Consider the following 22,904-nt stretch of genomic DNA (forward strand, 5'->3'; position numbering starts at 1 on the left):
GATACTCCAACACTGAAAAAATCAGCAAATTTTGGCAAATTTTGCTAAATTTCCCTATGCCCCTATCCTCATTTCTCTCATTCTCCCTAAATCATTAACTTACGAGACTTTGAAACAGCCCTGCCTCCTGGGAGGGGCTTGCGGGTGGGTTGGGAGGGTCCCGCGGGTGGGTTGACTGCTGACTCCTGACTCCTGAGTCCTACCCCTACCAAAAGAATTTATTCAGCAAACCCTAATACCAGTTTTATATGAGGTTGCATAGAATGATGAAATTCATTAAATCGATCTATATTTATCTACGCTTACCTATGGTCAATTATGCTTTAAATATTATTCTATGCAGCTTCATTTCAATTTGGTATAAGTACATAAATAGATATCTCTAATAATCAAAAATAAAATTAATTATTGCACTCTTATTCGTCAATTCTTTCCCTCTACGACTTTTTGTGACATTAAAATCTGACTCCTGATTTTTAATCTTGTATTTGAGGCTATTTTATAACCAAAAAATAGAGTCTCAAGCCTCCCCTTGGCTGGGTCGCGAGCTGTTGCTATACAAGGGAATAAAAAAAGTAAACTTAAGTATTTCAAGGCTCTGGTTTGAGCAGTTGATCCTGATAACTGATAACTGAAATGACTCTATTTTGTGTAAGTTCTACTAGGAAAAGTATGCCTTTATTACTAAGTTCATTTTTTATATTAGTAGGTACAATTTTCATAGTTCCCTACGGTAGTTTTCAGGAAGCTGATATTGTTATAAAATTTTGGATTGGTATCAGCATAATGAGTTTAGGTTTTATAATTTCTTGGGCAATACCGTCAATTAATTTTACTTGGTTTTGGAGTATAACTATTCTGGCTAGACTAATATTAATTCCCATGGAACCAGGTAGTGATATTTGGCGTTATTTGTGGGAAGGTTACATTCAAAATTTGGGTTTTAGTCCCTATGATTTAGCGCCAAACGCTTTAGAATTAATTTCCTATAGAACAGAGTGGTGGTCATTAATTAATCATCCTGATACTTCTGCTATTTATCCACCTTTGATTCAATTAGGGTTTCGATTTTTAGCACTAATTAGCCCCTCAGTATTTGTCTTTAAATTTGCTTTTATCTTGGCAGATTTAGGTATTTGTTGGTTATTAAGTAGAAAATTTAGCCTGCAAAAAACTTTGATTTATGCCTGGAATCCTTTGATTCTTTACTCCTTTGCTGGAGGTGGTCATTATGATAGTTGGTTTGTCTTACCATTAGTAGGAGCATGGTTAGTTTTTGATCAAGAAGGAAGAGGGAAGAAGGAAGAGGGAAGAAGGAAGGACCGAAGTTGGAAAAAGTGGATGGGGACTCAAACTCCTGTTGAAGAAGCAAGGAGGAAGAATGAAGAAGGAAGAAGGAAAGACCGAAGTTGGAAAAAATGGATGGGGACTCAAACTGTAGACGACGGGGTATTAAACCCAAAAGAAAAAGATAATTATCGTTGGTATTGGAGTGCTTTTTTAATTGGTATAAGTGTGGGAATAAAATGGGTTTCTTTACCAATTTTATCTTTTGTAGTTTGGCAGAAAATATTCGGTTTGAGGGAACAAGATATAGGGAAAAGTTGTGGAAATATGCGGATGTTTCATCTGTCAAAAAGCACGCACCAAGAGAGGGAAGATAAAATCAGAAAAGTTAGTTTACTCGATCGCTCTGAGGGATGCTTTAACGAAGTCAGAAGTCAGAAGTTAAGGGATTTGAGCAACTCTCCAAAAATATTTCGCCAATCAAGGCGGGGTTTTAGACCCAATTATTTTGAGAAACAACAGAATAATATTTTTAGAAGTTGGCAATTTTATAAATTACAGATAACTAGGATTTTAGGAAAAAACAAACAGAGATTAAGCAGAAGTAATATTAAATTAATTGGCAATTTTTTCTATACAAAAGTTAGACAAGTTCCACAGGCAGGTTTTTTATTATTAATTGGTTTATTACCAATGTGCGTTGCAGCTCTAAATTTTTGTGAACCTGGAAAATGTTCGCTCATTCCTACCAGTTCAAATTTTGTTGTTAATGGTCGTAGTGCTGAATTAATTCCTTATTTAGTAAGTTTGGTTTCGGAACAATCTACAAAATTTAACTGGATTTATGGAATTCCTCTTTGCTTAGGAGTGGGAGTTTTAATCTGGAATTGTCGTAGGTTTGTTGATTTTGCTGAATGGTATTTTTTCTTGTTATTAACTTTATCTCCTATTGTTCATGCTTGGTATTTTTCTTGGTTTATTCCTTTTGCTGTAACAACTAGAAATTTAGGGATAAGATGGGTGAGTTTATCGGTATTTATTTATTTTGTTTTGCCATACAGACAAACTTTAGGAGATAATAGTTGGCTTTTAAATCCGATGGAAAGATACTGGTTATGGTTGCCTCTAATAGTAGGATTTATTTGGAGTAAGTGGAAAGACAAAAAAATTCAGAATCTATAAACATAAACTCTGAATTATCTAGATAAATTTAGATATAGCAAGGAACAAGTTTGTTAGGACATAGATTGATGATGAACCTTAGGTAGATAAATAGGGTTTGCGTATGGAAAGTCTTTTTGCCGGGGTAGGAGACAGGAGACAGGAGACAGGAGACAACCCACCCGCGGACCCCTCCCAACCCACCCGCAGGCCCGACCGTGGAGGGGAGGGGAAGACAGGAGGAACGGGGAATGCGAGGAGGTAGGAGTTAAGAATTGTCTCTCAATTTTTCTGCCATAATTATCCCAAAAGACTAGCTTTATGCAGCTCTTGCCACCGAAAAGTTGGTACTTTTTTCAAATCTAAAACGCTAAAACCAATATCAGTCAATACTTTTAGAATTAATCAGCAAGCCCTAAATACTTTTCCCACTGTTCTCTGTTCCCTGCTATATGTAGCAGTCAAAGGAAAAGGAAAGGGAACGGACAGATCAAGAACTGAAAACTCAGATAACGTAAAATTTTTCCTTCTTCCTTCTTCCTTATTCCTTCTTCCTTCTGATTAAATATCTTCAGAACCTTCCGATTTATTAACAAATCCACCAATAAAACTAGAAACAAAAGATAAAACAATTGCCCCTAAAACTGCCGGCCAAAAACCATCAACTTCTAAACCAGGAGTAAAATATCCTGCCAATGAAAGAGAAATTCCATTTACTACTAATAGAAATAACCCTAAAGTTAAAATTGTTAGAGGCAAAGTTAAAATTGTTAAAAGTGGTTTCACAAACGCATTTACTAACCCCAAAACAATTGCTGCAACTGCTGCTGCCGGAATACTATCAACTCTCACACCAGGTACAACAAAAGCTGTAATTAAAAGTGATAAAGTTGCCATTAACCAAGTTAGGAAAAAACTAACCATAGCTATTTTTTTAACCTCCTCTTAATCGCGATTAAATTATTTGGTCTAATTATTGCTCTGCTGATTAAATCTAAAAGCATTAATAGGTAAAAGTTGTAGCTTTTTTACAGCGAAAAAAAGTACAACTTTTTAAGCTTGAGCGACCAAAAAGTTAGGATTTTGGGCTGACTATAGCAGAAAAATCAAGGGATAAAATACCCGACTACCTCCTCTAAATTCCCCATTTATCCTGTACGTCGCTAATCCGACGGCTCCCCTACCTGACTCCTAACCCATACCAAAATACTTATTCAGCAAACCCTAATTATATAGTGTTTTTATCTGGATAGATATTTATCAATTTTAATCATTTATTTTTATCAATATAACAAATCATATAATTATTAATATAGCAAATTTCAGGTTCTAGTACAGTGTTAAAACTAATCTATAATTTTTCTTCATCTCCTATTCCCTGTTCCCTATTCCCTATTCCCTAAAAGCATAAAACTTTGTATCCGATCAACTAGAAAACTGCTGTCTATCAAATTAAGCTGTCATAACCAACACATAAATAAATCAAATTATTGGTAAAACAAAAATATTAATATTTGTATCGAACTTAATATAAAATTAACTATTAATTAAATAAATAAAGTAGCAGGTTATTTATCAAAATCTCGCAAAAATAAAAATAATGCTATCAAATGACTTTCTAGAAACAGTTTGGTTAATACCTTGCTATGCCATCATTGGCGCAGTTTCAGCCATACCATGGTCTCCCGGAATTATTAAACGTACCGGGCCAAGGCCAGCAGGTTATATTAATCTGATTATGACCTTCATCGCTTTCTTACATGGCTTAATCGCTCTATCAGTAGCTTGGAATCAACCAACTCAAGAATTATTAATACCTTGGCTAGATGTGGCCGGGCTAAATATTACCATTTCCCTAGAAATATCTATCCTCACTATTGGGGCGACTCTGTTAATTACTGGTCTCAATCTTCTGACCCAAATTTACGCGATCGCCTATATGGAAATGGATTGGGGATGGGCACGTTTCTATTCCCTACTGGCATTATTTGAAGCTGGAATGTGTGCTTTAGTTTTGTGCAATTCCCTATTCTGGAGTTACATAATTCTAGAAATTCTCACTCTCGGTACATATCTATTAGTAGGGTTGTGGTTTAGTCAACCATTAGTAATTACTGGAGCAAGAGATGCCTTCCTGACAAAACGGGTGGGAGATTTATTTTTGCTGATGGGAGTAGTTGCTCTATTACCTCTAGCAGGAACTTGGAATTATACGGAGTTAGCTGAGTGGGCACAAACTGCAAACATCGCTCCCACAACTGCTACCTTATTAAGTCTAACTTTGATTGCCGGGCCTCTGGGTAAATGCGCTCAGTTTCCTCTACATCTATGGTTAGATGAAGCAATGGAAGGGCCAGTGCCAAGTACTATTTTACGAAATTCGGTGGTGGTAGCGGTCGGAGCGTGGGTGCTGATCAAACTACAACCTGTTTTAGCTTTATCCCCTGTTGCTTCCACAGTTATGATTGGAGTGGGAGTGTTTACAGCGGTTTGTGCTTCTTTAATTGCTATTGCCCAAATCGATATTAAGCGCTCGCTTTCTTATTCGGTCAGTACTTACATGGGTTTGGTATTTATTGCTGTGGGAACTGGTCAAGAACAAACTGCTTTGATGCTGTTATTTACTTACGCTTGTGCGATGGCGTTGTTGGTAATGAGTACGGGTGGGGTAATTTTAAACTGCGTCAGTCAAGACCTGACTCAATATGGTGGTTTGTGGTCTCGTCGCCCAATTACGGGAATTTCTTATTTAGTGGGTGCTGCTGGTTTAGTCGCTTTGCCTCCCTTGGGTAGTTTCTGGGTACTTTTGCAAATGACAGATTATTTGTGGAGTAGTCAACCTTGGTTAGTAGGTGTGTTGTTGTTGGTGAATGGGTTCACTGCTTTTAGTATTATTCGGGAGTTTGGTTTGATTTTTGGCGGTCAACCTAAGCAAATGACCGAGCGATCGCCTGAAGGTTTATGGTCTTTGGTTTTGCCGATGACTATTTTGGCTGGTTTTACGTTGCACGTTCCTCTGTTGTTGGGGCAATGGCAACTATTACCAGATATAGCGACTATTAATAAAACTGTTGCTGGTTTATTATTTTTATCCAGCGTGCTTGGTTTTGGTATTGGTGGTTTGATTTATTTAAATGATAAGTGGGAGAAGCCAATTAAATTTCCTTTACCAGCAATACAAGACTTTTTTGCCTACGATTTTTACACTGTAAAACTGTATCGAATTACTATTGTTTTTGTGGTGGGTTTGGTATCAAGAATTATTTCGTGGGTTGACCGCTATCTTGTGGATGGTGTAGTTAATTTTGTGGGTTTAGCTACTGTGTTTGGCGGTCAAGGTTTAAAATATAATGTGTCTGGTCAGTCTCAATTTTATGTATTGACAATTTTGATTGGTATGACTCTATTATTAAGTTGGTTAGTAGTCGGTTTATTTTAGGGAGTAGGGAGTTTAATGAAGTCAGAAGTCAGAAGTTAGAAGTTAACCCACCCCTAACCCTTCCCAACCCACCCATAACCCCTCCCAGGAGGGGAGGGAAAGTAGGGGATTTGAGCAAGGCTCCAAAAACCTGATCGCCTTAAAAGGCGGGGTTGCGCAACCCATATTATTTTGATAAAAGAAGAAAAATAACTGTATGTTAGTAACTTGAGAAAGGTTATATTCTGATTAATTATCTGTACATCATAGTCAAAAATAACTGTAATGTTTGCTTTGAATTTTTGAAATATTTAAGCCTGCCATAAAGCTGATTTAACAGCGGGTTAATTTACGGGAAAATACCAATTATTTTCATAAATAATCTGTAAGTGTTCAGCCGTCAGCTATCAGCTATTAATGTAGGGAAAGGTAAGAGTAATTGATAAATTGAAAAAGAATAAAAAGTTACTGCTAAAATTTCCTTCCCCAACCTTAGAAATAATTATTCATTATTAATTGTTGTTAACGTAGTTCCTCCGCAGGAGGCTAGCTGACTGCTAATGGCTGTTTGCGCAGCATTCCGGAGGAAATGCTTACAATAATCTGTAGATGAAACTGAAAAATTACCTGCTGGTTGTACTAGATTAAAATTTTGAGATGTTGAATCTAATCTGATTTAGTAGTTAGTTAATTTACAGGAAAATTTCAATCAATTATTCTGGGAAATTATCCCTAGATAACACTCAAAAATTATTCTGGTCGTTGGCTAATATTTGAGAAATTTTTAAGCTGATTTGGCAGCAGGTTAATTTTCGAGAAAATTTCAATCATTTTCATAAATAATCTGTAGATGACACTCAAAAATCAGAATTTTTACCAGACTAAAATTTTGAGATGTTGAATCTAATCTGATTTAATAGGTAGTGGGTTGATTTACAGAAAAAAAATCAATCAATTATTTTGGGAAATCATCTGTAGATAAAACTCAAAAATAACTCTGGCGCTCGGCTAATATTTGGGAAATGTTTAAGCTGATAATTAACCTGATTTAACAGTTACTTAATTTCCCGGAAAATCTCAATCATTTTGATGAATAATCTGTAGATGACACTCAAAAATCAGAATTTTTACCAGACTAAAATTTTGAGATGTTGAATTTAGCCTAATGATGGAACTGATTTAGTGATGGGTTTATTTAAGGAAAAATTTCAATCAATTATTTCGGTAAATCATCTTTAGATAAAACTCAAAAATAACTCTGGCGCTCGGCTAATATTTGGGAAATGTTTAAGCTGATAATTAACCTGATTTAACAGTCACTTAATTTCCCGGAAAATCTCAATCATTTTCATAAATAATCTGTAGATTACACTCAAAAATCAGAATTTTTACCAGACTAAAATTTTGAGATGTTGAATTTAGCCTAATGATGGAACTGATTTAGTGATGGGTTGATTTACAGAAAAAAATTCAATCAATTATTTTGGGAAATCATCTGTAGATAATACTCAAAAATAACTCTGGCGCTCGACTAATATTTGGGAAATGTTTAAGCTGATAATTAACCTGATTTAACAGTCACTTAATTTCCCGGAAAATTTCAATCATTTTCATAAATAATCTGTAGATTACACTCAAAAATCAGGATTTTTACCAGACTAAAATTTTGAGATGTTGAATCTAATCTGATTTAATAGGTAGTGGGTTGATTTACAGAAAAAAATTCAATCAGTTATTTTGGGAAATCATCTGTAGATAAAACTCAAAAATAACTCTGGCGCTCGGCTAATATTTGGGAAATGTTTAAGCTGATAATTAACCTGATTTAACAGTCACTTAATTTCCCGGAAAATCTCAATCATTTTCATAAATAATCTGTAGATGACACTCAAAAATCAGGATTTTTACCAGACTAAAATTTTGAGATGTTGAATTTAGCCTAATGATGGAGCTGATTTAGTGATGGGTTTATTTAAGGAAAAATTTCAATCAATTATTTCGGTAAATCATCTTTAGATAATACTCAAAACTAACTCTGGCGCTCGGCTAATATTTGGGAAATGTTTAAGCTGATAATTAACCTGATTTAACAGTCACTTAATTTCCCGGAAAATCTCAATCATTTTCATAAATAATCTGTAGATGACACTCAAAAATCAGGATTTTTACCAGACTAAAATTTTGAGATGTTAAATCTAATCTGATTTAATAGGTAGTGGGTTGATTTACAGAAAAAAATTCAATCAATTATTTTGGGAAATCATTTTTAGATAATACTCAAAAATAACTCTGGCGCTCGACTAATATTTGGGAAATGTTTAAGCTGATAATTAACCTGATTTAACAGTCACTTAATTTCCCGGAAAATCTCAATCATTTTGATGAATAATCTGTAGATGATACGGAAAAATTACCCGTTAGTTTTACTAGACTAAAATGTTCAAATGTTGAATTTAGCCTGATGATGAAACTGGTTAATAGTCAGTTGATTCACAGAAAAAATCTAAAATGAATAATTCTTAGATCAGTATTAAAAATCTATGTCGTGGCAGACTATTATTTTGATTAGTTTTACTCTATGATTAACCTGGATAATAGTAAATTGTTATGAGGTAAAAGTTTCAATCATCCCGATGAATAATCCGTACATCCGAATCAAAAAGCCCTGTTGTTCCAGACTTCAATTTAATTAACAGAAAAATAACAAAAAATAATGCTCAGTGTTTTAATTATCATCCCAATTTTAGGGGCAGCTTTAGTCGGATTTTTTCCCGGAAAAATTACCGATGAAAAATTACGAAAAATCACCTTAGCAATTGCCCTATCTCTAATAGTTTGGACTGTAGAAATTGCCCTTAAATTTAACCTAAATAATCCAGGGTTACAATTTCAAGAACATTTTACCTGGATTCCCCAATTAGGTTTAACCTATAATCTCGGTATAGATGGTTTATCCCTACCATTACTCGCCCTAAATTCCTTACTAACATTCATCGTAGTTTATGGATATGGCAATAATGTCGATCGCCCGCGATTATACTACCCCTTAATTTTATTAGTAAATGCTGGAATAGCAGGTGCTTTTCTCTCCGCAAACTTATTATTATTCGTTCTCTTTTATGAACTAGAATTAATCCCCATCTATTTATTAATAGCAATTTGGGGTAGTAAAAAACGAGGTTATGCAGCAACCAAATTTCTGATCTATACAGCAGTATCCGGAATTCTGATATTAGCAGGATTTTTAGGAATAACTTGGTTAAGCAATTCTCCTAGTTTTGATTATGACCTAATCTCAACCCAAGGACTATCCCTAAAAACCCAACTCATCTTACTAACTCTTCTGTTAGTAGGATTCGGCATCAAAATTCCATTAGTACCTTTACACACTTGGTTGCCAGATGCTTACGTCGAATCATCTCCTCCCGTCACCATTCTTCTAGGTGGCATATTAGCAAAATTAGGCACTTATGGACTATTACGTTTTGGGTTAGGATTATTTCCCGACACCTGGCAAATAGTCGCCCCCGGAATGGCGATAATTGGTACTTTTAGCGTGTTGTATGGAGCATTAGCAGCGATCGCTCAACAAGACATTAAACGGATGGTGGCCTATAGTTCAATTGGCCACATGGGTTATATTGTTGTTGCTGCTGCGGCCAATACACCTTTGAGTTTAGTGGGAGCTATTTCTCAAATGGTTGCTCACGGTTTAATTTTAGCGATTCTATTTCACCTGGTGGGTGTGGTGGAGAGCAAAGTTGGTACTCGTGAATTATCTGTGTTGAATGGTTTGATGAGTCCGGTGCGTGGTTTACCTTTTACGAGCGCTTTATTAATTATGGGTGGAATGGCAAGTGCAGGTATTCCGGGAATGGTTGGTTTTGCTGCTGAGTTTCTAGTATTTCAAGGTAGTTTTTCGGTGTTTCCTATTCCTACTCTTTTATGTATTATTGCTAGTGGTTTAACTGCTGTTTATTTTGTGATTTTGTTAAACCGTACTTGTTTCGGCAAATTAGATAATGATACAGCTTATTATCCTAAAGTTATTTGGTCTGAACGTACCCCTGCTTTAGTATTAGCAGTAGTGATTTTCTTTTTAGGAATTCAACCTACTTGGTTAGTGCGTTGGAGTGAAGCAACTTCCAAATTTTTAGTGACTAATTCTCCTGTAGAAATTCAAAAGTCACAAGTCAAAAGTCAAAATTTAGCTAGTTTGATAAATACAAGAGATGTTAATTTCTTGGAGTACAGAAATTAAGTTTTTTTGCCAGAAATAAAAACTGTGTAAGAATATTTCTCAAAATTCCTACTAATATCAAGTTTAGATAATTATAATGCAGTAGGTTGGGTTAAGCGCTAGCGCACCCCAACAACAATAATTATATTTGTTGGGTTTATCCTCCGGATAAGCTACACTAACGCGGACTCAACCCTACCTACAAAGTGCTACAAAGTGGCAATTTTTGATTATTTCCATTTAAGCAAACATGATATAACACCTAATACCTACCACCTAAAACATCAAAAATTATGACACAAACAAAAACAAAACTTTTCCTATGAATTTGCCGAAATTAATTTCCCGTCTCGAAGTAGCGAAACCCAACAGATACAAACTAAAACTTAATGTGCGAATAATTATTTATAATACCGTAGGTTGGGTTAAGCGCTAGCGCAACCCAACAAATATAATTATTGTTGTTGGGTTTATCCTCCGAATAAGCTCCACTAATGCGGACTCAACCAAATCTACAAAGTGCTACAAAATGCCAAATTTTTATGATTTTCATTGAAGCAAACATGATATAACACCTAACACCTAAAACATCAAAAATTATGACACAAATAATAATAAAACATCCCCCCTTCCAACATGAATTTGCCGAAATTAATTTCCCGTCTCGAAGTAGCGAAACTCAACAGATACAAGCTAACACTTAATATGCGAATAATTATTTATAATACCGTAGGTTGGGTTAAGCGCTAGCGCAACCCAACAAATATAATTATTGTTGTTGGGTTTATCCTCCGAATAAGCTCCACTAATGCGGACTCAACCAAATCTACAAAGTGCTACAAAGTGCCAAGTTTTTATGATTTTCATTGAAGCAAACATGATATAACACCTAACACCTAAAACCTCAAAAACTATGACACAAACAAAAACAAAACTTCCCCCCTCTCAACATGAATTTGCCGAAATTATTCACCGCCTCGAAGCAGGTGGAGCAATGTTACCAGATACTCCAGAAAACCTAATGCAAATTATCGGTATTTATAAAGCTTATGCAGTACCAATGGATTTCTATTGGCGCGACTTACTTTATATTGCCGAACGAGTATTTTTAAACCCCTTACCCTTCTTTAAATACTTCCTGCCAAAAGAATATTTAGAACTTCATAATCACTATGCGGGTGATGATGCAGACTTAAGAGTTTGGCGCGGAGAAGCAACAGCTCATCCAGAACTTTTAGCATTTATTGAAAAGGGAGAAAGTGGCAAAAAATCAAAAATTTTACATCATTTATGGCATGACAGAATTAATATGGAATTTGCCGAAGCTTGTATGCGAGCAATGTTTTGGCATCGGGAAATGGGAGGTAAATTTGACCCTTATTTAGATACTCCTGAATATAAGGCTGCAGCGGATAAAGCAATTAAGGCTTATTTTCAAGGAAATCCTGTAATGTTAGGCTTGTATAAACTATTCCCAGAAATGTTTATCGAACAGGTCAGACAACTTTCTTATTACAGCAATCTTGGTTTGTTTTGGGAAGTAATGGCTGCTGTTTTTTTTGAAATGTTTGATTTGTATAACGAAGGGAAATTAACCAGCGTTCCAGAAGCAATGAATTTTCTGGTAAATGGAATTTTTGCTGTAGCAAATCGCCCAATTTATCATCATGTTTATATTCGGGGTGAATTACACGAAATTATCCCTAAATCTTGTGGTTTTACTTGGTTATTTGAAGCTGCTTTACCTTATGTAGAAGCTGTCTTTTATCGCACTGCACCTTTCCGTGGGACAAAATCTTATAATGCTCAGGCAAAACAGGTTCCAGAAAATCAAAAATACTTTCATTATGGCATTCTTTATGCAGATGTTTTTCCAGTGGGAAATGCTGGTATCCCTCCCACATTATTAATGCAGGATATGCTACATTTTTTACCATCATTTTTAGTTGATTATTACAAAAAATATTGTCGGGGCGAAGATGATATGTTGATTCAGTTAGGAATTACTTTTCAACGCTCAATGTATTGTGTAACTTCCGCAGTTATTCAAGCATTAAGACAAGCAACATTACATCCTTTAGATGACCCAGACCTGGAACATTTAAAAGCAAATCGTGCATTTTTTGAAGCACAACTAGATAGGTTTAAGCGTCCAGAAGCTCGGTTGCGAGATATTCAGCGCCAAGATTATCGTTAATATAATTAGGGTTTGCGCTTCACTAGTCTTTTAGTAGGGGTAGGAGACAGGAGACAACCCACCCCTCGCCCCTCCCCCGACCGTGGAGGGGAAGACAACCCACCCCTAACCCCTCCCAGGAGGGGAAGACAGGAGAAATGGCTCGGGAGTGAGGAGGTAGGAGCGGGCGTTTTGTCCCAAGATTTTTCTGCCCAACTATGCGCCTAAAATGCGCTCCTTTTTGAGCGTTAAACCTTAAATTTCCTTGGCCAATTATCTAGAAATGATCAACAATTTCAGCAACTTTCTCAAGAAAATTGTCTGTAGTCGTTGTAGCCTTGTAGGCGGAAATTAGGTTAACCTATTAACGCCTAGTCCTATAAAAGAAAAAGATGACCATGAAACCAAATTTCTTTGCACTTTTAATCGTATCTGCAGTAACCACAATGGCTGGTTGCACGAACCCTCAATCTACGCCAATAGTACAATCTGCGCCATGCGAAAATCCTGTCACAGAAAACGATGTTCTAGCTGCACAGGAAAGCTGGGGCAAAGCTATTGTTGCCATTGGCAAGGCAGAAAACCCACAAGCAGAAGCACAAAGTACTCTTGACAGGCTTTATGGTTATGATCTTGGTACAGTTTTGTTCAAACCAACACTGGCCAGCGATGATCCGTTCAGAGGCACGGAGAAAGAGGCTTTGTCTTATTTTGTCGGCGGCAGCATCAGCGAAGATGAAGGTTTTGCTCTTGCACCCTTTAACAATGTGCGCTTTGAGAATGAAGGAATTATTACCCAGTGCAATACAGCCACCTCGATGGGTGAGTATTTTTTCACCAAAACAGACGGTAGCGAGATCAAGGTAGAATACACTTTTGGTTATGTGCGCGATGAAAACGGCGATCTGAAAATCAATCTGCACCATTCATCTCTGCCGTATCAAGCGCAATAAGGGCGATCGGTAGTAACGGTCGATGGAATTGCCCGTAGTTGCATGAACCTTTGAACTACGCCTAGTTCGAGGAGCCGGAAATATTGTGACTCCAGAAGAAATGGGTAGTATAGAATACGGTACTTTTGTATTAGGTTCAAAAGTGTTAATGGTACTAGGGCATGAAAATTGTGGGGCAGTAAAAGCAGCTATGGAAGGTAAACCTGTTCCTGGTCAAATTGGTAGTATAATTTCTGCTATTAAACCTGCTGTAGAAATTGCTAAAGGTAAAGCTGGATATCCGGTAGAAAATGCTGTTAAAGCTAATGTAATGGAGCAAATACAAATTATCAATTTTTCTCCAGTTATTACCCAGTTAGTTCAGGAAAACAAATTAAAAGTTGTAGGTGGTTATTACGATCTAGACCGAGGAAAAGTATATTTGATTAGTTAAAATAAATAGAAAAATCTGCATTACTTTATTTTTCGGTTTTTCTGTTTTTTAACAAAGTGATACTACTACAATTTTCGGCCCTTAATTACTTCTTTTCAAGATAAATTTTTATAAAATATGCACTGTTTACAATTCAAGATAATTAATGTCACCCTAATAGTAACATTGCAATATTATCGTTAATAACTTTGAAAAAGGGTGCTGATTTAGTATCCTTTTTTTAGTTGATATGTATTTCCGATTTAATTAGGGCTTGCTGATTAAATATCAAAGCATTTACAGATAAAGGTTTTAGCCTTTTTAGGGTCGAATTGCAGTGGGCCTGTTTCAGTCTAAAACACTCAAAAATTTAGTATTTTGGCAAGATTTGGGCAGAAAAATCATTCTTACAAAACGCCTGCTCCTACCTCATCGCTCCCGAGCCATTTCTCCTGTCTCCTGTCTCCAGTATAGCTGTCTCCTACCCTCACCCATAAGACTAGTGAAGCGCACACCCTAATTATTTATGAGATGAGAAATTTAGTGTTTTTCCTCTCTCAGTTAGATATTTTTGAAGATGCTCCTCTGATGTTACCCAAGCCTTTAAGTTTGCATCCCAACAAAACTTAATCTTATTCCTAATTCTCAGAGTATGAATTCTCTGAAAAGATACTCCTAGAAGTCTCGCTACATGAGTTTGAGTGAATTTATCTTTCATAGTTGATAGGCTAGTTTATATTGCGATGTTTTTGAATAAACCTAAAAGTTACATCTATAAATAATGACCTATTCAGGTATTGCAGATGTTCTAACTATCATCATAAATAGTAACAACCAATGCTTCAACAGCAGTCTTACTGAACTTTAATTATTTTTATGTGTATTCAAAAATTATATCTACCCTAGAGAATTTACTCATATGCTACACCAAAATACCCAGTTAAGCTTTTTCTCTCATATTTTTTTGTCTGATTTCCTAGTTACTCATGCTAGTATTAAAGTAATGCCAATTCCTACTTATCAAAGAAAATTATAATTTTTTCCTGCTCTGTTGAAGTAAAAAATAGTATCTTTTGCTGCTTGAAATTTTGAATCAAAATATAAGCTAATCCATACTTTCAAAGAGCAGATATAGTAGAAGGAAGAAGTAAATAGGGCTTGCTGATTAAATCTAAAAACATTAAAATATAAAGGCTAAAGCCTTTTTTGGAGCTAAAAAAGTGCAAATTTTTCAGCTCTTTATGCTCAAAAAGTTAGTATTTTAAGCAAGACTATGGCAGAAAAATCATTCTTACCGAATAATTAATAATTAATAATTAATAATTAATAATTAAATAATTCGCGCCTTGAAGCCGACCCTTTTAAGGAAAAGCGGTCGTTTGCTTTTGCTTCGCAAAACTGGCGTAACGCAACGCTGTCGCGTTTCGCGTCAGCGGAACGGAGTTCTCTCTTCGCAGCTTCCCCGTTGGGTGGGATGGCTCCGAAACCTGCGCCATATCCATCAGACCAAGAAAAGACAATATTCCTTAGTTATCTAGGAGAGGCTTTAGTTATCTAGAAGAGGCTTTAGTTATCTAGGAGAGGCTTTAGTTATCTAGGAGAGAAGGAAGAATAAAAATCTGGCGTTGTCTGAGCTTTAAGCTTTTAATATGTCCGTACCCTTTCCTTCCACTGCTATATTTCAGGAAAATATCTGTATTAAGTCGCAAATTGCTCTCAGGTGCCCAATAGTCTAATAATATTTGCTATACATCCTTCTTTACCTACTATCAATCAAGGTGTTCCTTTTATTCCATAGATATAAACTAAGATTTAGCAGTCCTTAATAGGGTTTTGTAAAAATATATGACAAAAAAGGGAATTAGGAAACAAGGAGCAGAGAAAAGACCATAGGGAACAGGGATAAGACTTTCAGACCTTCGATCTATTTTTGATTTTTTACAAATGATTTAGGATTGCTATTATAGTGTCAACTTTTGTGACAATTTGCTCTATCTTCACAAGTTCTTCATATTTATAGATTACCTTAATTAGCAAGGTTAGCAACTTGACCTAAAAGCTGAGTTCTAAATATCAAATTTGCATTTGGAGATAAGAGAAATGCAATCAGTTTATATAATTCTATTAGCTCTTTCTGCGAGTTCTGCATTAATTTATAAGCACACATCTGAAGACATATCCTTTGTTTTAGCTATATTAACGGGATTAATCAGTTTATTCTGGGGTTTTGCTTGCTCTCCATTAATTTTTCAGCTTTTAATAGTGCTTAGTTTATTTTGCTTTTACAAAGTTTACTCACTAGATAGCGAAGATATAAGTTAATTAAAATAAGCTTATTTCAACTTTTTTAACACAATTTTTATAATTTTTGTAGATGAATCTATCTATGTAGATACAAGACTTCAAGAATTTAGTCTGATTTTAATTACCCTGATGAAATTATCAGTTATTTGTTAGGGGTTTGTTGTTCAATCTTGTCATATTTTTAAAATAAATTTGAGGTATATTATGCACACTTGTCCTTGCTGCTCTACAACATTACTACGCCATGCACGCCATAATAGTATTTACTGGTATTGTCCACGATGTCGAGAAGAAATGCCTGACTTAGAATTAATGCTATTAACTCCTTCTCAAGTATTTCAGCCTCATGGAGGCTGGTTAAGTACTCGTAAACAAAACTCTAGAGTATTAATAAATGTTCCAGCATAGATTATTTCCATCCACTGAAAAACCTTTTTTATTTGTAAATACTATTAAGGAAAGGAGTCTTTTTGAGACTTCTTATTTTTTTCAGTACGAAAATTGAAAATTATAATATCAATAACGCGGAGCGCGGAACGGAGTTCTATCCCGCTCTTATCCAGACATGATATCATACCTCTTTTCACCAACGCCTTTATTCCTAATGGCGATCAAATTATTAGCAAAACATACATGGTTCGAGTTTGTTGGTGAAAATACCAGATTAAGACATCCTCAAGGCCTGGTTACATCGTCAAACTCTTTGTGATTCGCGCATTGGCCGAAATGCTAAGATATTCTATTCAATTATTAATCCACGCTGCTCAAATTTAGGGATCTGCCAACTCCTTATTCAAATAATACAAATTATTTTATAGTTTAGCGATCGCGAATTTCTACAATCATACCTTAATTCAGCAACGCCAGAACATATTCCCCTGACTCCTGACTCCTGATTCCTGACTCCTGACTCCTAGAGATACCCTGAGTATTTGTAACAAACATTTATTACACCAGGCATAATAGCATCCTGCCATAGCTTAGAATAACTATACTATCAATTTAAGAGTAAGGCATGGGAACTATTTGGGAACTAGACTTTTACAGTCGTCCAATACTTGATGAAAGACAAAAAAAACTCTGGGAACTCTTAATATGCGAAAGTCCCCTAGATATTAATCATCCTACAGACTCTTTGTATCGTTACTCTGAGTTTACAAATAACCAACAGGTAAACTCAATTTGGCTAAAGAGCGCCATTGAGAAAGCGATCGCTGATGCTCCAGAAGCACCTCAAAAAATTCGCTTCTTCCGCCGTCAAATGAATAATATGATTACCAAAGCTTGTGCTGAACTGGCCATCCCTGCTATTTTAAGCCGTCGCACCTACGCACTCAACCAGTGGCTACAACAACGAATAGAAGAAGTTTACCCGACCTATTCTGGTTATCAAGCAGGAACAAATCCTTCGGTTCAATACATGAGTCCCGCCCCACAACCTCTACCAGATGCCTTAATTGGAGAAAAATGGACATTTGTCAGTTTAGAAACTGAAGCTTTTACAGAAATGTCAGAGTGGGACATTGACTTTGGAGAAGCTTTTCCTCTCAACACCATCGGTCTTGCACCCAATTTACAGATTCCTGGTTTAATTATTTATTCATCTAGAGCAAAACCTTTAGCCGCTTGGATGTCAGGATTAGAGTTAGCTTTTGTCAAATTTAATTTAGGTCCACCTGCTAGATTACTATTAGAAACTGGAGGCAATGATTGTTGGATTTTAGCTAATCTGACTAATTCATCAACTATTGAGGAAGCTAAAATATTTTCCGAAGCAAAGTCGAAAGTCAAACAAGTTCATTTTCTGGCTGTACAGTCAAATCAAGAATCTGAATCATTTGCTGGTTTTTGGTTGCTGCAAGAAATTAATATCTAATTAAGTTTTGGGTACTGGACGTTGTTGACATCCTCCCTGGCTTAAAGACACAGAGATTCCTGCCGAGCCTAAGATCCTCGGTGGGTTGACGTTTCTTACGGTGCTGCACCCACCCCTCTTGCTCCCCTCCCGGGAGGGGATGGGGGTGGGTTACGCTTCCCTCCACGTCCGTTTAATTTCTCGGATTGCCTACCCGCGACAACAATACTATAGCATAATTTCTTCCTACTTAATCAATCAAAAAGTTGCCCACTTATGGACGAGGCTTTAGATCCAGTTTTTCGGTAAAATCCTACTAACAACTTTATTGTCCAAAATCATAAATCCCAAACAGAATTTTATGACCCAGTTAGCAGAACAACTGCTAGAAGTAGCTGCCAAAGCAGGAGCTGAGGCAGCAGAGGTATTTCAAGCTCGATCGCACTCCCGGCCCGTATTTTTTGAAAGCAATCGACTCAAGCAACTAGAAAGCACTCAGTCAGAGGGTATAGCGCTCCGACTTTGGCGAAATGGATGTCCAGGAATAGCTGTGGCTCATGGGCCAGTGGAACCCAAAGCTTTAGTAGAACTTGCCCTGTCTATCAGTAGTCTTAATGAACCAGAATCTATTGAACTATCCTCGAAAGCGAAAAATCGATATTATCCCAACCAAGGAATATCTATATCAGTTGAACAACTGGTAACTTGGGGAAAAGAAGCGATCGCATTAATTCGAGAAGTTTATCCAGATGTGATTTGTCATGGGGAATGGGACTGCGAAATTGAATCTACTCGTTTAGTTAATTCCCTAGGACTAGATTGTCATCATATAGATACAACCCTTAGTGGTTATGTAGAAACTGATTGGGTCAGAGGTGACGACTTATTAAATATATCTGATGGCCAAATTCAGCGAAATACTCTTGACCCTAGGAAAGTAGCAAATCGAATTTTGCAGCGATTAGATTGGGCGAAAAAAAATGTGGTGTCCCCCAGGGGGAAAGTACCTATTTTGTTTACAGCTAAAGCAGCAGATTTACTATGGAGTACAATTTCCGCAGCTTTGAACGGTAAGCAGATACTAGAAGGTGCTTCTCCTTGGAGCGATCGCCTGGGGGAACTTGTCACTAGCAAACAAGTGACTATTTCTCAACAACCAGAGGAAGGACCTTTTAGTTGTCCTTTTGATGATGAAGGTATTCCTACCCGCTCAATAAAATTTATTGAAAATGGCATTTTACAATTGTTTTATACAGACCGGACGACTGGTAGATTATTGGGTAGCGGGACTACTGGTAATGGGTTCCGACCAGATTTAGGTAGCTACCCTACACCAGAATTATTTAATTTCATAGTTCAGCCAGGAGAGCGATCGCTAAAAGAATCAATCGAGATGTTGGATGATGCAATTATAGTCGATCAAATTCTCGGTGGTGGTGCTGGTATTTCTGGTGATTTTTCTATTAATGTTGAACTTGGTTATCGTGTTAGAAGGGGTGAAATAGTGGGTAGAGTTAAGAATACGATGATTGCTGGAAATGTTTATACAGCATTAAAGCAATTAGCAGTATTGGGAAGTGATGGTGAATGGAATGGCTCTTGTTACACTCCTCATGTAATTTTAGAAGGGTTATCTACTATTGGCAGAATAGATTAAATTACTTGCTTTATTAATTTAGAATTAGCTATTAAATTTTAAATTTGTTTTATTTATAATTAAATGGAAATTAGAATTTGCTTCATCGGAGACTCTTTTGTAAATGGTACAGGAGACCCTAAGTGCTTGGGTTGGACGGGTAGAATTTGCCAAACAGTTTGCGATCGCGGATACGATCTTACATATTATAATTTGGGTGTCAGAAGAGATACTAGCACTGATATTAATAGTCGTTGGTTGAGAGAAGTTTCTTGTCGTTTACCACCAGAAGTTGATGGTAGAGTAGTCTTTTCTTTTGGTGCAAATGACATGACTTTAGAAGCAGGTAAAACTCGTATAGAAAGCAGTCAGTCAGTAGAAAATATTTACCAGATTTTAACTAAAGCCAAGCAATTCTTTCCTGTTTTAATGATAAATTCTCCCCCTGTTGAAGATACAGAACATAATATTAGAATTGGTAATTTGTCTGACGATTTTGCTCAAGTATGTCTACAGCTAGATATTCCTTATTTAGATGTTTTTACACCGTTAAAAAATTCAGATATTTGGCGACAAGAAGTAATACAAAACGATGGTGCTCATCCAAGATCATTAGGTTATTCTGAGTTAGCAAAGTTAGTAGAAAATTGGAGTTCATGGATATTTTGGTTCCAGAAATAATAACTTTATTTAGACCTGTAGGAAAGAAGGAGATGGAATTAATCAAAAAAAGTAATTATTGTGCTTTTCCGCCTCGTTTACCGTTCCAACCATTTTTTTATCCTGTTCTAAATGAAGAGTATGCGGTGCAAATAGCACGAGATTGGAATACGAAAGATGCAGAATCTGGATATATTGGTTATGTAACACAATTTCAACTAAGAGCTGAATTTATCAAGAGATATTCTGTTAAAGCTGTAGGAGATTCACACCATAAAGAATATTGGATTCCTGCTCAAGAATTATCTGAATTTAATCAAAATATTATTGGTAAAATTAAAGTCATTAATAAATTTATAGATTCATAAAATATTTAATGCGACTATCTCGAAAAAAAGTTTTTTTATGACAATTATTAGGAAATGAGAAACTAATGAATTTTGAAAAGTATAAAATTTTAAGCGTAAGCAGTTAGCGCTTCCCTATGGGATGCTACGCAAACAACAATTAGTAATGAATAATTACTTCTAAGGTTTAGTCCGGAGACTTTGGCAGTAACTTTTATTCTTTCTCAATTTCAAAGGTTGCTTTTACCTTACCTAAAATTAATAGCTGCTAATAGCTGACGGCTGAATGTTTACGTAGGAGAGGAGGTTGAAAATTACCAAGAACCTGTCCGATCCAAAAAAGGAGAAAATTCTGGATCTGACCAATGTATGGGTAGACTAGCTGTAACTCGATAACCTTTTGTTAGATGAAAACGAATTAGCTGCTCCGCACCTGCATAATTACTAATTTCATCCCCAGACCAAATTATTTCGGTTTTACCAGTCAGATACAATATATCACCTTGAATAAAATCGATAAAAAGTAACCCGGCATGAGGATACAACTCAAGATTACCCAAAGTATTAAAGTGATTATTGCCAGAGAAGTCTGGAATAGTTAGGGTTTGGTTTTGCTCAATTTTGATAAAGCCTGGTTTTCCTCCCCGATGGGAGACATCCACTCCTTTGGTAATATCTCTAGAATTATCTTGGTAAGCTGTAGCAATGAAAAAAGTATCTGCATTAATAATTAGGTTGCGCTCCCATTCCCCGAAAGTGGCAATTTCATCAATTTGTGGAGAGACATTAGACTCAACCTGCTCCCAGCTTCGAGCTTGAATATATTGAGGGCAATTACCGAAAGTTTGTCCTACCTGAACTTCAAAACCATTAGCATTAGTCTGAGTGACAATTCCATTAATGCGGTTGCGACGGCGACTATGAAATTCAATTCCTAAAAAACCAATATCAATACCTTCAGCTAAAGTGCTTGCTAGAGGATCGCCAGCTAATGGTTGTGCTTTGACTGTTAAATGGCGATCGCTTGGAGAGTTCATAAAGCCTGGTTTTCCTACTAGGATGGAAGCCCAGGGATTACCAGATTTATCCACTGTCCCTACAATAACATAAGGTAATTGGGCAAAAAACTCTTGATGTTCTTCAGTTAAATATTCTCGAATCATCCGTCGTCCTTGCCGATCCATACGGTCTTGAATTCCTAATCTGGATTGAATTGCTAGTTCTCCAGAATGAAAAGGTGATTCGGTGCGCGACCAACCTGAGTTAACCATAATATTTTCTCTATAGGTAAAGTGCAAAAAAGAATTATGTTATGGCGCTACGCCCAAGGCAACAGGCAACAGGGTAATACAAAAGGGTTTCAGCTTCTATTTATAGTCATTTAACTTTAGATTGAGACAAAGCTTTCTTGCTATGAGGAAGTTTCAGACTAAAAAACGTCTCATTTTTAAGTTAAACAACTATATGTCCTAACTTTAATGCGTAGCGCTATAGAACCCATTTGAGATCTATATAATTATGGTAGTCAAGTCTTTTCGTACATCAATTTTGAGGAAAAATCTGAAAAAGGAGTGTTGAATTTTTTGTATTATCTATCCCCACATCTTTCCTCTTCCTTTTTCCCTCTTAATCTCCTGTCTCCTGTCTCCTGTCTCCTGTCTCCTAGCTAAAAAAACTTGATATTTATCAAGATACCAAATGGTTTCTATACAGGGAAGTGATTAGTAGTAAATGCGATCGCTTCCCTATTTTTTTGTTTATCCCGCAGCAGTGGCAGGCGTTTCAATACCAGGCATTTCCACGAATCCAGGTAATTGTTTGATACGTTCAATCCATGCTAAAATATGGGAGTATTCATCTAAAGATACTTTACCATCGGGGGCAAGAGCAATATAGGGAAAAGCTGCTATGTCTGCAATGGTAGGATGTCCTAATTCTAACCATTCGCGATCGGCTAGATGGCGATTAATTTGTTCGAGAATGAAGGCAGATTTTTGAGTAGCTACTTCGATATCTATAGTGGTTACTTTGAATAGATGAAACAATCTTGCATATTCTACACCTTGACGAATTTCCCCTGCGGTGGTAGACAGCCAACGAACAACTCTACTGAGACCTTCGGCATCATTGGGAAACCATTGTTCATTGCCATATTGACGAGCGAGATAAACTAAAATTGCTTGGGCATCAGGAATAGTTTTATTACTGTCTACTAATAAAGGTATTTGTCCATTCGGTATCAAAAAATGTTCCATCTTCAACCATTACCGAATAATTAATAATTAATAATTAATAATTAAATAATTCGCGCCTTGAAGCCGACCCTTTTAAGAGCTGATTTATAAAGTAAATGTTAAATTAGCTAATCTCTTGACCATTAGGCAGATTAAGGAACCATAAATCATGGCCTCACTCACTTCTGAATACACCTCATAATCTTTACTTAAACGCCTAA

13 protein-coding genes and 1 pseudogene are annotated in these 22,904 nt (G+C 36.2%); 11 read left to right on the plus strand and 3 right to left on the minus strand.

Annotation, left to right across the window (positions count from 1 at the left end):
• Positions 1-636: 636 nt before the first annotated feature.
• On the plus strand, positions 637-2,469 hold the full coding sequence (locus F6K15_RS32700) for a hypothetical protein (protein ID WP_293069524.1): 1,833 nt from the start codon (positions 637-639) through the stop codon (positions 2,467-2,469).
• Positions 2,470-3,009: 540 nt separating this feature from the next.
• Here the strand turns inward: F6K15_RS32700 and F6K15_RS32705 are convergent.
• Positions 3,010-3,372 carry a phage holin family protein gene (locus F6K15_RS32705; RefSeq protein ID WP_293069526.1) on the minus strand — a complete coding sequence of 121 codons (363 nt, stop codon included), beginning with the start codon at positions 3,370-3,372 and terminating at the stop codon, positions 3,010-3,012.
• A 676-nt stretch (positions 3,373-4,048) separates the two neighbouring features.
• Here F6K15_RS32705 and F6K15_RS32710 point away from each other — a divergent pair.
• The 10 genes and pseudogenes from F6K15_RS32710 (at position 4,049) to F6K15_RS32755 (ending at position 20,470) form a co-directional block, all read left to right on the plus strand.
• Positions 4,049-5,887: an NAD(P)H-quinone oxidoreductase subunit F gene (locus F6K15_RS32710; protein WP_293069528.1), complete on the plus strand. Its 1,839-nt coding sequence runs from the start codon at positions 4,049-4,051 to the stop codon at positions 5,885-5,887.
• 2,692 nt (positions 5,888-8,579) lie between these two features.
• Positions 8,580-10,127: an NADH-quinone oxidoreductase subunit M gene (locus F6K15_RS32715; RefSeq protein WP_293069529.1), complete on the plus strand. Its 1,548-nt coding sequence runs from the start codon at positions 8,580-8,582 to the stop codon at positions 10,125-10,127.
• A gap of 892 nt (positions 10,128-11,019) precedes the next feature.
• Positions 11,020-12,303, plus strand: coding sequence for a CO2 hydration protein (locus F6K15_RS32720; RefSeq protein WP_293069531.1), 1,284 nt, complete (start codon positions 11,020-11,022; stop codon positions 12,301-12,303).
• A gap of 371 nt (positions 12,304-12,674) precedes the next feature.
• Positions 12,675-13,235, plus strand: a complete 561-nt coding sequence (locus F6K15_RS32725; protein ID WP_293069532.1) for a hypothetical protein — start codon at positions 12,675-12,677, stop codon at positions 13,233-13,235.
• A gap of 67 nt (positions 13,236-13,302) precedes the next feature.
• A pseudogene (locus tag F6K15_RS32730) lies at positions 13,303-13,668 on the plus strand (carbonic anhydrase); the annotation flags it as partial.
• Between the two features lie 2,487 nt (positions 13,669-16,155).
• On the plus strand, positions 16,156-16,359 hold the full coding sequence (locus tag F6K15_RS32735; protein WP_293069534.1) for a hypothetical protein: 204 nt from the start codon (positions 16,156-16,158) through the stop codon (positions 16,357-16,359).
• 607 nt (positions 16,360-16,966) lie between these two features.
• Positions 16,967-17,827: a Tab2/Atab2 family RNA-binding protein gene (locus F6K15_RS32740; RefSeq protein ID WP_293069535.1), complete on the plus strand. Its 861-nt coding sequence runs from the start codon at positions 16,967-16,969 to the stop codon at positions 17,825-17,827.
• A gap of 340 nt (positions 17,828-18,167) precedes the next feature.
• A complete protein-coding gene (locus tag F6K15_RS32745) occupies positions 18,168-19,463 on the plus strand; it encodes a TldD/PmbA family protein (protein ID WP_293069537.1) in 1,296 nt (431 codons plus the stop codon).
• A 63-nt stretch (positions 19,464-19,526) separates the two neighbouring features.
• A complete protein-coding gene (locus tag F6K15_RS32750; RefSeq protein WP_293069539.1) occupies positions 19,527-20,123 on the plus strand; it encodes a GDSL-type esterase/lipase family protein in 597 nt (198 codons plus the stop codon).
• Positions 20,099-20,470: a hypothetical protein gene (locus tag F6K15_RS32755; protein ID WP_293069540.1), complete on the plus strand. Its 372-nt coding sequence runs from the start codon at positions 20,099-20,101 to the stop codon at positions 20,468-20,470. The genes F6K15_RS32750 and F6K15_RS32755 overlap by 25 nt, the downstream gene beginning before the upstream one ends.
• Before the next feature lie 293 nt (positions 20,471-20,763).
• Here the strand turns inward: F6K15_RS32755 and F6K15_RS32760 are convergent, their stop codons facing one another.
• Positions 20,764-21,720, minus strand: a complete 957-nt coding sequence (locus F6K15_RS32760) for a pyridoxamine 5'-phosphate oxidase family protein (RefSeq protein ID WP_293069542.1) — start codon at positions 21,718-21,720, stop codon at positions 20,764-20,766.
• A gap of 486 nt (positions 21,721-22,206) precedes the next feature.
• Complete coding sequence (locus F6K15_RS32765) at positions 22,207-22,704, minus strand: glutathione S-transferase (RefSeq protein WP_293069544.1); 498 nt, start codon at positions 22,702-22,704, stop codon at positions 22,207-22,209.
• Between the last annotated feature and the right edge of the window lie 200 nt (positions 22,705-22,904).

It is taken from the genome of Okeania sp. SIO2B3 (genome assembly GCF_010672525.1).
In the GTDB taxonomy this organism is placed as follows: Bacteria; Cyanobacteriota; Cyanobacteriia; order Cyanobacteriales; family Microcoleaceae; genus Okeania.